Genomic DNA, 12,525 nt, shown 5'->3' on the forward strand with positions numbered 1-12,525 from the left:
TAGTTTTATTACAAATACACTATAATGTCGTTCAAATAGAGGTTTTAGGCGTTCTAATACGTGTAATACACTTTATTTGAACGCTAAAACTGTTTTAAATATTTAAACTTGTTCGATAATACATACCCACACGAATGACACAGATGTGCCAAATAAGAATTTTAATAAAGGTGTATTAAATTGTGAAAGAAGTACTTTTTAACACTCACGATCTCGCTTTAATTTTTACCATGTTTATATGCTTATCGTTTAGCGTATTTTTAATCACATTGAAAAAAGGGAATAAATTAAGTAACTGCCTACTTGCCTGCTTTTTATTAGCTCAAGCCGCTATCCCTATGGATAATCTTATAAACTTTGGTGAAGCATTTAGACCTTTTGCATTAAATTTATCGCCAAATTTGTTTTATACATTCGGATTAGCATTTTGGTTAGAAGTCCCGCTACTTTTGCTCTATATAAAATCGTTAGTTAATAAAAATTATGAAGTTAAAAAAGTTGACGCACTGTATTTTATTCCTTTTATACTTTATGCCATCTATTTCACACTAGATTGGCTTATGCTCGACAACAGCGTTAAATTAAATGCACTCCAAAACGGTACTATTGAAACTACACCTATCGTTGATCGTATAATTTATTTTTCTCGAGAATGTTTCCGGTTTTGTATCAGTGTTTTGTGCTTTTTAGAATTACAAAAATATCAAAAAAATATCAAAAATGAATTTGCAGAACTAGAAAGTGTCGATCTGACTTGGTTAAAAGTCTTAGTTATTGGCTTTTTAGTTGTTCATTTAAACGCGATATTTGTCTCGCTTGGTATTATTATGTCTTATGACATTGGAATAATTGTCGATCACGAACTATTGGGGCTTACCTCTAACTACGCGGTACTTTTATTAATAACAAGCCTAATATTTTTTAGTGCAGGTCATTCAAGAATATTCCAAGGTATTGACGACACACTCACTACCGAACAAAGTAAATTGCCAGAGGTCTTTGAACCCGAAAAAATACAAAAAATTGAAAGCTACTTGCTACAAAACAAGCCTTATTTAAACCATTTACTCACACTAGATAACCTAGCAAGCCAATTAGGAATGGGGTCAAGAAGCCTTTCATCAATAATTAATAGGCACTTTGGTAAAAACTTTTTTGAGTTTATAAATCACTACAGAATTGAAGAAAGTAAACGGCTGCTACTTTTAGAAGAAAATAAAACAGTGACCATGTTGGACATTATGGATAAAGCAGGGTTTAACAGCAAAGCGACTTTTAATACATTTTTTAAAAAACTAGTGGGTATAACACCCACTCAATTTAGAAAAGAGCATTGGGAACGCCAAGCAAAAGCTTAGATTGTCCACTTACAACTCTCTACAACAATGTATTATGGCGTATAATTTTTTAAAATATACGCCTGATGATCGGGCATTACATTTGCTGAGCGACTAATTACTGATTCAATATTTTTTAGTCTGCGTTTTATCTCATCACGGCTTAGCCTGTCAACTAATGGGTGGTAGCTTTTAGGTTTAATGCCTTGTCCGTGCATAACAGCAAGCCAAGATGTTTCGTTAAATAACTCGTTGTCATGTCTAAATATACGACCGTTTTCACTAAACATATCTATTTTTTGTTTTAATGAATCTGGCATTTCTATGTTTTTACAATAACGCCAAAACTCACTATCATCGCGATTTGTTAACTTATAATGCAAAATAATAAAATCTCGAATACGATGATACTCTGTTTCAGTTTGCTGATTAAACAAATCAATATCGCACTGCGTAAAAGCTTTACTTGGGAACAACGTCATCAGTTTTGCAATAGCCGACTGAATTAAATGTAACCCTGTAGATTCAAGTGGTTCAACAAAGCCTGCCGATAAACCAATAGCAATACAGTTTTTATTCCAACTTTTTTTACGCATACCTGTAACCCACTGTAAGCTATTTATATCATTTAAAGGGCTTGATTCCAGTGTGTTTAATAATAAACTCTGCGCTTTATCGTCATCCATAAACTCGCTTGAATACACAAACCCATTACCTACTCTGTTTTGTAGCGGTATTCGCCAAGTCCAGCCAACACTCTGCGCCGTAGACTGTGTATAAGGGTTTAGTGATTTTGTAGATAAACAAGGCGCTGCAACCGCTTTATTACAAGGAAGTAGATGTGTCCAATCTTCGTAGCCCGTTTTAAGTGCTTGCTCAATTAGCAGTCCTTTAAAACCTGAACAATCAATAAATAAATCACCGCTGAGTACCGTGTTATCGTTTAACACTAACGACTCTATCATTCCTGTTACAGAGTTGGTTTTTACTTCATCAACCTGGCCTTCAATACGCTTAACACCTTTATTTATAGCGTATTTACTTAAAAATTTAGCATAAAGGGTTGCATCAAAGTGGTAGGCATAATTAATACCTGCTAGCGGTGTATTTTGCTGGGTAGACGGGTGCATAAATTTGTTGGCGTAAGCACCTACCGATGCCAGTGAGTAGTTAGATAAGTTGGAAGTTTTTTCAAATTTTGGGTCATCTTGCATTTTCAACCAAAAATGATGAAAAGGCAGCGCCTCCATATTAGTACCGTAATTTCCAAAAGGATGAAAATAGCGATGCCCCTTTTCCTTCCAATCTATAAATTCGATACCTAGTTTAAACGTTGCATTTGTAGAGCGAATAAACTCAGATTCATCGATATCGAGTATTGTATTAAATAGCTGAATTTGCGGAATAGTTGCCTCACCTACCGACACAGTCCCTATCTCGCTCGATTCAACAAGTGTAATGCTACAATTATCGCAACCAATAACTTTTGCAAGTGCCGAGGCGCTCATCCAACCTGCCGAACCGCCACCCACAATTACAATCGACTTAATGTGTGTATCGCTCATTTTGTATAACCTTTTTAACTAAAAAATACGCTACTACTGCAACTTAGCCAGTAATAGCGTATATTTATGTGCCAGTGGTATTTATTAAAAGTTACCTTTTAAAATAATGCTAAATCGACGTTCGCTGGCAAACCAAGAGCGTGATATACGATTATTATCGTTGTCTATTTGCATAGAAGTACGCGCCACTTCGTTTGTTAAATTGGTACCTTGTAAGCCAATTTGAAATGAATCCGTTAGATTATAAAATACAGAACCATCAAGCTGGCCACCCGCCTCGTTATAGATAGGTAATTGAGTTATTACATCTTTACTGGTTAGCAAATATTCAGAGCGCCAGTTATAAGCTAAGCGTGCATTTATGCCATACTTTTCGTACATCGCTACAATGTTTATGTTGTCTTTAGAAAGCCCTTCAAGAGGCAATCCATCAAATGCAACATCGGCGCCTTCTGTTGAATCAGGCTTATCTGGTGATAATCCTGCATTTGGTGATCCTTCTTCTTCAATATAGGTATAGTTAAACTGCATCCCGATACCACTAAAGGCACCAGGTAAAAAGTCATAAAACTGCTGGTAAGCCAGCTCAAAACCTTGCACAGAACCTTCATCACCATTTGTAGCACCGTTTACTTGTACTACCTGAGTAGCACCATTATTAGCAAACTCTCTATCTACTGAGCCATTAATAAAATAATTACTCATATCTTTATAAAAGAATGATGATGTAAGTGAACCCACTCCTTCAGAAAAATACCACTCAAGTGCTAAATCGTAGTTGTATGACTCCATTGGTTTTAAAAATGGATTTCCCGAGTTAGCTGTATAGCGCGAATAGCGTGCGTCTTGAATTTGTCTTTCATCTGAGCTTTCATCGTAGGTGATCACTAAGTCTTCAGGCGTGATTTTTACAAAGTTTCTTAGGTTTCCTAGAGCCGGTAGTGCTATAGCTTCTGAAAAGCCAAAGCGTAAAATTAAATCATCTTTTAAATTTAATTTTACATTTAAGCTAGGCAGTATATTTGTGTATTCGCTGTTTGCAGTTTGCTCTGTAAATCCTGCATTGCCAAAGGCCGCTTGATCCGAGGGTAAAAAATTATCGGGATCGGATGCATCGTTAATATCGCCAACGGTATCTGGGAATGTTAAAAAGCCATCTGTTTCATTTTTTATTTTTACATAGCGTAGGCCCACATTACCGCTATAAAACATGTCACCTAATTCACCTTCAAAATTACCTTTAATGTAAAACGCATTATTCACCTCAGACGTTTCATTTATTTCGTTATTTAAAAAATCTCCAACCGCACCGTCTCTGCTCGACAAACGTTGCCAATTTGGTGATAAAGACGCAAAGGCCGATTCTGCATTATTATAGTCTTTTACAAATGACTCTTTAGGAAACAAAAATGCTCCCTCTGAGGCAACATTTAATACCCCGCCTCTGGCGAAGTTATCAAAAGTTACTTCCTCATAGCTATCGCCTAAACTAGCACCTAGCTCGTCGCCTTGCGCATCAAACCATGCACTGCCATTACCTGCCCACGCCTCAGACAGCCATCCCCAATTAAAAGTAGACTGACGTGTAGTTTGCTCTCGCTTAGCATAACGAGCACCAACTTTTACGCTAGTAAAAAAGCCACTATCAAATGTGTATTGTGTATCACCTGCAAAGGCAACTTCTTTACCATCATTATCAGATATGTGATCCATTGCACTGCGCCAAAAATAGTTATGAGGATCGGTAAAAAATCCTGCATCGCCGCTATTTGCAGGGTCAAGTAAAGTAATATCAGGTAACTCTGAGCCGTTTTGTTCAATACCAATTACAGCGCGAGTTGCGCCCATCACAGAAAAATCAAAAATCTCTGATGTAGACTCTACATATTGAGCGTCAAAATTAAACGACCATGTATCGTTAGGGCGATACTTAAGATTAAAGCCGTAATCGTCCACTACGTTATCTTGATCTCTAAAACGTGTGATCATCGCATGTTGTGCACCAAATTCACCTGATGGTTGACGCTGCGCATCATTACCACGCCAACCTGCATTTGATGTAATAAAACCCGATTCAAAAAGCCCTTGGTCAGTAATATCAAACTCAGTACCTTCAAGAGCCACTAAATCATTAATAACAGCATCATCGGCCATTTCAATAGCGTGTTCGGTCCACGCTAGTGACGAATCAGAGCGAATAAATTGGGCTGTAGCTAAAAGCGTTTTACTTTCATTTTCAAACTGTAGTGCTCCTGCAAAACCTTCTCTATTTCTGTCATCTTCTTTTCGGGTTAAACGCGTAGTACGAGGCACAAATACAGCTTGCCCATTAACAAGTTCATTTTGCTCTTCGTAACGGCCTATTTGTGTACCGTCTGACTGCGCCTTTAGTTTAGAGTTTGAATAATTTACTAATACGCCAAGCCTGCCATTATCTAAATCAAATATATCGCTATATAGGCCAGAAAATGACGGTGTTGTTTCATCTGCAAATTCGCTATATGTTCCATCTAAAGTAAAAGCGATTACTCGGCCGTCGGCATCAAAAGGTTTACGTGTAACCAAATTGACAGTACCAGCTATACCGCCTTCAATCATATCTGCCGATTGGTTTTTAAATAATTCAACAGACCCCATTAATTCTGGCGGTACATCTTGAAAGCTTAACCCTCGCCCTGAATCTGCAGTAAAAGTGTCACGGCCGTTAAATTCACTGCGAGTATGTGTTAATCCACGAACAACAACACCGCTGCCTTCAACACCATAATGATCTGGATCGTTTGCAGCTGCAAAGCGTTCAATAGACACTCCTGGTAAACGGGTAATTGCCTCAAGTACACTTCGATCAGGTAAAGACCCAATATCTTTTGCTGAGATAGCATCGAGTACTGTTTCGCCTTCTCTCTTCATATTTTGGGCATTAATGAGATTTGAGCGTGTCCCTTCTACAATCACAATTTCTATATTATCTTCATCAGCTTTTGCTACGGCTTCTTCTTGTGCTGCAAATACATTACAAGAAAATGGTGATGCCATAATTGCAGAGGCAATTATCGACAACTTAAATTTACGGCTCTGTTTTATTTTCTTCATTCTTATTTCCCCAATCAGAATTTAAAGACTACTTACGTAGCACTTAAAATTCTTATCCTGTCTTTTTTGTGTATGTGGTTATCGTGTAGGTATAGGTTTAATAAAATTAAAGGAAAAAATCGCCTAACTAACCACACATACCGCTATTTGAACGCTTTATTAAGCCACTTTGGTTATATATACATACCTCGTTTTTATAAGTGGATTAATACATAGGGACTGAAAATCATACTGTTAAATAGTAATTAACACGTATTTGCAGCGTAATGCCCATTATTTAGGGGACTAAAGTATGAACTTACGTAAATACGTCCATTTAAACGTTCAAATTTATATTAATCTTACCCTTAGACGACTCTAATAATAACCTCTGTTAATTTATTTTTATCACACACCCATAAAGAGTTGGTAACAATGATTAACAAAAATATAAAAGGTTTTATTGCACTTACAGCAATCGCTACTTTAGTTAGTTGTGCGCCCCATAAACAATCAAATAAAGATACACCACTTTATCTAAATGAATCGGCAACAACTGACGAGCGCGTAAATGACTTAGTAAATCGCTTAACATTAGAGGAAAAAGTAGCTCAGCTATTTGATAAATCCCCCGCAATTGAGCGCTTAAATATTCCAAAATATAATTGGTGGAACGAAGCGCTTCACGGTGTAGCAAGAGCCGGTAAAGCAACTGTTTTTCCTCAGGCGATTGGTCTTGCTGCTACATTTGATGAAGACTTAATGTTAAGAGTTGGTACGGCTATTTCTGACGAAGGCAGAGCAAAGCATCATGCCTTTTTAAATGAAAATAACCACTCAATGTATACAGGGCTGACGTATTGGTCGCCAAACATAAATATTTTTAGAGATCCACGCTGGGGCCGTGGCCAAGAAACCTACGGTGAAGACCCTTATTTAACAACCCGTATTGCGGTTAATTTTATTAACGGCTTACAAGGTGATAACTCTAAGTATTTAAAATCTGTAGCGACACTTAAGCATTATGCAGTACATAGCGGCCCGGAGGTTTCAAGGCACAGTGACGACTACACTGCTTCTAAAAAAGATTTAGCAGAAACCTATTTACCTGCATTTAAAGATGTAATAGCACAAACGGATGTAGCATCAGTGATGTGTGCATATAACAGCGTAAATGGCACGCCGGCTTGTGGTAACAACGAGTTAATTCAAAATAAATTACGCGATGAATTTAATTTTAAAGGTTACATCGTATCTGACTGTGGTGCTATAGCCGATTTTTACGACATAAAATCCCACAATATAGTCAGTACAGAAGCACAAGCTGCAGCTATGGCGCTTAGAACAGGAACCGATTTAAACTGCGGTGATCATCATGGTAATACCTATAGTTATTTAACTCAGGCAGTACAAGAAGGATTAGTTGAAGAAAATGATATAGATATAGCATTAAAACGCCTTATGTATGCGCGCTTTAAATTAGGAATGTTTGATGATGCTAACAATGTGCCTTTTTCTAAAAAACCGATGACGTTAGTTGGATCTACAGAGCATTTAAAACTCACCGAAGAAGCAGCTCAAAAATCATTAGTATTACTTAAAAATAAACAATTGCTGCCTTTAAAAGGTAACGAAAAAATAGCATTAATCGGCCCGAATGCAAATAACACCGCTATTTTATTAGGAAATTACAACGGCACACCTATCAAACCTATTACTCCTAAATACGCATTAGAAAAACGCCTAGGTAAAAATAAACTTACATATTCTGCAGGCTCAAGCATTACCGGTGAGGTTTATACACATTACCAACCTATTGAGGCAAAGCATTTTTTTCATCTAGATCATAATAATCAAATGCAGCCAGGGTTAATTGCCCAGTATTACCCAGCGAGTAATTTTGACCGTCAACCAGCTAAACGACAAATAGATAAAAATATCGATTTTAGCTGGGAACGCTCCCCTATCGACAACTCTATTGAGCAAGAATTTGCTGTTAAATGGGACGGAATAATTAAACCTGAGCAAACAGCACAATACTATTTTAAAGCAACCAATATAAGTTTTACACTTAATGGTAAAACTGTTAATGGCGCTATAACGCTTAATAAAAATGAAGAATATATATTAACTGCACAAGCTAAATTCAATCATTTTTGGCATAGCAACGTTATTAACCCAACAGCGAGTTTAGGCTGGTTAAAAAACCCTCAAAACCTTACTCAACAAGCGCTAGATAATGCCAATGAAGCGGATGTTATTGTATTTGTAGGCGGTATTAGTGCCAATCTTGAAGGTGAAGAAATGCCACTGCAAATTGAAGGGTTTTCTCACGGAGATCGAACCAATATTAATTTACCTAAAAGCCAACTTAATTTACTTAAAAAGCTAAAGCAGACCGGTAAACCTATCGTACTTGTAAATATGAGCGGTAGTGCAATGGCATTAAATTGGGAGAACGAAAATATAGATGCCATTGTTCAGGGCTTCTATCCAGGTGAGGCAGCAGGAAGCGCGCTAGCTGGTTTACTTTACGGCGACTTTAGCCCATCAGGTAAATTGCCTATCACCTTTTATAAATCAGTTTCAGATTTACCTGACTTTAAAAACTACTCAATGCAAAACCGTACATACAAATATTATGAAGGTGAAGTACTTTACCCATTTGGTTACGGCTTAAGTTACGCAGACTTTAAATACAAAAATACACGTCATTCAATAAACGCAGACACTGGCGATTTAAACCTAACAACAACAATCGCTAACCAAAGCAGTTTTACAGCTGACGATGTTGTTCAAGTTTATATTTCTATGCCCGACGCGCCAATTAAAACACCTAATAAACAATTAGTGAGTTTTAAACACGTTACCCTTAAAAACAAAACGCAAAACGAGGTTAAATTCACAGTTCCTAAAAACCAACTCACTTATATCAATGAGCAAGGTAATGCCGTGGCTTACAAAGGACGCTTAATTGTTACGGTGGGCTCTGGGCAAGGTATTAAAATACCAAAAGATAAATTTACGGTGTCTAACATTGTTTTATAAAAATAATAAAAATCTAGGAATTAAAAAATGGAAAATACAGCAACAGATCCCACGCTCAGTGGTACATCTATTCAATTAAAGAGTATCGAAAATGAGAACTTGCTACGTATATTTTTTATCGCTTGCGTAGCTGCGATTGGTGGATTCTTATTTGGTTTTGATAGCGGTGTAATTAATGGCACAGTTGATGGACTCAAAGGTGCCTTTAACTCAGACAGCGTAGTAACCGGCTTTAATGTAGCAAGTATGCTGCTAGGCTGCGCTATTGGTGCATTAATAGCAGGTAAAAGCGCCGATCACTTTGGTCGAAAAAAGGTATTACTTGCAACTGCTGTTCTTTTTATTATCAGTGCCTGGGGTTCAGGCATTGCAGGGGCGTCGGGGGAATTTATAATTTATCGCTTAATTGGCGGCTTAGCGGTAGGTGCAGCTTCAATACTAACGCCCGCTTATATAAGTGAAATAGCCCCGGCACGTTTACGTGGTACGCTTACTTCTATTCAGCAAATTGCTATTATTTTAGGATTATTTTGCTCTTTTTTAAGTAACTATTCATTAGTACAAATATCAGGGAACTCAACCGAAGTACTTTGGTCAGGCTTTGATACGTGGCGATGGATGTTTTGGATAGAATTAGTCCCTGCAACTATTTTTTTGGTCACTTTATTTTTTATTCCAGAAAGCCCGCGTTATTTAGCAATGAAAAATAAACAACAAGCAGGAATGAAAATTCTATCGCAGTTATTCGGTGCTAAAAACGCCAAATCAATGTGGGAAGAAATAAGGCAGTCATTAGGTAATAGCGAAAAAACAAAGATAAGTAACTTATTTCAAGCACACTCATTCAAGCTAAAACCAGTCGTTTATATTGCAATTGGGCTTGCAACATTACAGCAACTAGTCGGTATTAACGTGGTATTTTATTATGGCGCTATATTATGGCAGGCTGTTGGTTTTTCAGAATCAGATGCGCTTTTAATCAATATTATTAGTGGCGTAATTAGCTTAGTTGCCTGCTTTATTACTTTATCGCTTATTGATAAATTAGGCCGAAAGCCATTTTTATTAATCGGTTCAATAGGCATGACCTTCTCACTCATTGGTTTGGTTGTCGCATTTTCTAACGGCACTATAGACCCTCAAGGACAATTACAACTTGGCGACTGGGGCTTTACTGCACTCGTACAGGCCAACTTATATGTATTCTTTTTTAACCTTTCATGGGGTCCTGTAATGTGGGTAATGCTCGGCGAGATATTTCCAAATAACATGAGAGGATTAGGCTTAGGGCTTGCAGGGCTTGCTCAATGGCTGGCTAACTTTTTAGTTACTATGACCTTTCCAATATTGCTAGCCGGTGGAGGGCTTGCACTCGCGTATTCGCTCTATGCTTTTTTTGCTTTTATATCGGTACTTTTTGTTATTTACTTAGTAACTGAAACCAAAGGAACGAAACTAGAAAACGTATAACTTTATCGTCCTAAATAGCTAAATTTAGGACGATAATTTTTTAGTGCCTACCCAACTAATCTATAACCTACCGCTGGCTCAGTTAAGATATGAATAGGGCTTGCAGGGTTTACCTCAAGCTTTTGTCTTAGTTGCGCTACATGTACACGAATATACTCAGGTCTATTAATGTATTGCTCCCCCCATACCTGACTTAAAATAGCATTATGAGTAAGCACTTTATCTTTATTTTGAAATAACATAAGCAAAATTTTATATTCTTTATTAGTGAGCTTTACATCGCTGCTGTTAAGCGTAACTGTGTGCTTATGCGGATCTATAATGATGTTACCGCATTGCAGTGCCAAACTGGGCTGTGTATTTACTCTTAGTAGCACACGCATTCTTGCCAGAAGTTCGTTTGCACTAAAAGGTTTGGTTATATAATCGTTTGCCCCATTATCAAGGGCTGTAACCTTTTCCACCTCGCCATCGCGAGCCGAAAGCACTAATATTGGTATTTGGCTCCATTGTCGTACTTCAAGTAACCAAGCCTGTCCATCCATATCAAGCAATCCCAAATCAAGTAACACTAAGTCAAAGCTTTGCTCACTCATTAATGAAAAACCATCAAGCCCTTTCGCACTAATTGATACGTTATAGCCACTGGCACCTAGTAATGTTTTTAAAAAACTTTGCAGTGCAGGTGAGTCTTCTAGCACCAATACATTAATCATTCTTTGCACTCCAGCTAAGTATTGCTGTGGCTACTTGGGTCAGCTCATCAATAGCTAATACAAATTCGCCTTGATGAAACTGAGCAACTACATCGCAAATTACGCTACCAAGCCCAACTCCTTCATCCGAACTGCTTGGATGAGTAACTATGAGATTGCTTACGGCTATTTTATAGTGTGTTATATTAGCAATTCGTTCAGTATTAAAGTCCACTGTCGCCACTCCATCACCGTAACGTGCCGCGTTTTCGAATATATTCGCAAGCGCGATTTCTAAAAGTGTTATATCACCTATACAACAAGTAGCTTTATCAAAGACTAACGCTAAGTTAAAACCGCTTAATTGCTGCTGCCTGCGTGCTTTAGCCTCAGTAACCAGTGTATGTACGTTGATAGCTTGCCATGCTAGCTGCTCTCCTATTTTATTTACCCGGCTAAGCTCCATCACTTTATTAAAATGCTGATTTAAGATTTCACTTTGCTCATAAATATTTTTTGCTTGTTCTGTAATTGATGCCTTACTTAGCTCAATATTTTCGTCAGCTAACATGCTTGATGAGCCCATAATAGTCGCCAAAGGCGTGCGTAGATCATGAGATAAACTACGCAGCAATGCGTTTTTAGCACGTTCTAACTCTGCTTGTACTTTCATCGATGCCGACTGGTTTCTAAGATTTGAGTTTTCGTGGACCTGAAACAACAAAGACAGTGCCGTATCTATAAACGCACGGTTTTCAGGACTAAGTTCGGCATCTGAAATAAAGCCGCCCCATTGTGTGTTTTGTTCGATATTGAAGTACTCTCCATTATCCATTGTATTATTGTTCCAACTAAGTGTAATACCTAGATGGTTTTTAATCGATGTTGTAAATACTTGGCGCTGAGCGTTTATATCATCAAGCCCATTAAGCGCCTTAGCTAACTCATATAAACATCGTGTATTACTGGCATGTAACTGGGTATCACGAACGTTTTTACTTAGCTCGCCCGCCAATTTGCTTATCATCAAGCCAACTATAAGCATGACAGTAAAAGTGACTAAGTATTCAATTTTTTCGATATGAAATGTAAAGTACGGCAGTACAAAAAACCAGTCGGTACATGCCACACTAACTAACGTTGTAATCCCCGCTAAGGCGGCATTTTGACGCACCGCAACCCATGCCACCCAAAGTAATTGCAACATCACAATGTCGGTGGTCGTTAGCCACTCTCGAACTGGAAAAATAGCCAGCACAATAAAAATAGGCGCAATTGTTGTTAATAAAAGCGGCTTAAGCCATTTATTAATACCCATTTGTGCACTCCCATAAAATT

General features: G+C 37.7%; 7 protein-coding genes. 3 read left to right on the forward strand and 4 right to left on the reverse strand.

The features are described 5' to 3' along the window. Positions 1–182 precede the first annotated feature (182 nt). The gene (locus AC5NT5_RS09270) at positions 183–1,358 is read left to right on the forward strand and encodes a helix-turn-helix domain-containing protein (protein ID WP_494512976.1); all 1,176 of its coding nucleotides are present in this window, start codon (positions 183–185) and stop codon (positions 1,356–1,358) included. A 32-nt stretch (positions 1,359–1,390) separates the two neighbouring features. Here the strand turns inward: AC5NT5_RS09270 and AC5NT5_RS09275 are convergent, their stop codons facing one another. Then, positions 1,391–2,902: a tryptophan halogenase family protein gene (locus tag AC5NT5_RS09275; protein ID WP_494512975.1), complete on the reverse strand. Its 1,512-nt coding sequence runs from the start codon at positions 2,900–2,902 to the stop codon at positions 1,391–1,393. A gap of 84 nt (positions 2,903–2,986) precedes the next feature. Then, a complete protein-coding gene (locus AC5NT5_RS09280) occupies positions 2,987–5,995 on the reverse strand; it encodes a TonB-dependent receptor (RefSeq protein ID WP_494512974.1) in 3,009 nt (1,002 codons plus the stop codon). 414 nt (positions 5,996–6,409) lie between these two features. Between AC5NT5_RS09280 and AC5NT5_RS09285 the strand changes: the two genes are divergently transcribed. Continuing rightward, positions 6,410–9,022, forward strand: coding sequence for a glycoside hydrolase family 3 C-terminal domain-containing protein (locus tag AC5NT5_RS09285; protein WP_494512973.1), 2,613 nt, complete (start codon positions 6,410–6,412; stop codon positions 9,020–9,022). 27 nt (positions 9,023–9,049) lie between these two features. Further along, a complete protein-coding gene (locus tag AC5NT5_RS09290) occupies positions 9,050–10,492 on the forward strand; it encodes a sugar porter family MFS transporter (RefSeq protein ID WP_494512972.1) in 1,443 nt (480 codons plus the stop codon). Between the two features lie 47 nt (positions 10,493–10,539). Here AC5NT5_RS09290 and AC5NT5_RS09295 read toward each other — a convergent pair whose 3' ends face one another. Together AC5NT5_RS09295 and AC5NT5_RS09300 are read right to left on the reverse strand one after the other, a co-directional pair. Next, on the reverse strand, positions 10,540–11,208 hold the full coding sequence (locus AC5NT5_RS09295; RefSeq protein ID WP_101163047.1) for a response regulator: 669 nt from the start codon (positions 11,206–11,208) through the stop codon (positions 10,540–10,542). Continuing rightward, positions 11,201–12,505 (reverse strand): DUF4118 domain-containing protein, encoded by a 1,305-nt coding sequence (locus AC5NT5_RS09300; RefSeq protein ID WP_188162286.1) that lies wholly within the window; start codon positions 12,503–12,505, stop codon positions 11,201–11,203. The genes AC5NT5_RS09295 and AC5NT5_RS09300 overlap by 8 nt, the downstream gene beginning before the upstream one ends. Between the last annotated feature and the right edge of the window lie 20 nt (positions 12,506–12,525).

Source organism: Pseudoalteromonas sp. J2K-J599, from assembly GCF_059295115.2.

Excerpts from the sequence above, each read along its gene's own strand:
- AC5NT5_RS09300 (WP_188162286.1), bottom strand. The coding sequence starts at position 12,505 with ATGGGTATTAATAAATGGCTTAAGCCGCTTTTATTAACAACAATTGCG.
- AC5NT5_RS09285 (WP_494512973.1), top strand. The coding sequence starts at position 6,410 with ATGATTAACAAAAATATAAAAGGTTTTATTGCACTTACAGCAATCGCT.
- AC5NT5_RS09290 (WP_494512972.1), top strand. The coding sequence starts at position 9,050 with ATGGAAAATACAGCAACAGATCCCACGCTCAGTGGTACATCTATTCAA.
- AC5NT5_RS09295 (WP_101163047.1), bottom strand. The coding sequence starts at position 11,208 with ATGATTAATGTATTGGTGCTAGAAGACTCACCTGCACTGCAAAGTTTT.
- AC5NT5_RS09280 (WP_494512974.1), bottom strand. The coding sequence starts at position 5,995 with ATGAAGAAAATAAAACAGAGCCGTAAATTTAAGTTGTCGATAATTGCC.
- AC5NT5_RS09275 (WP_494512975.1), bottom strand. The coding sequence starts at position 2,902 with ATGAGCGATACACACATTAAGTCGATTGTAATTGTGGGTGGCGGTTCG.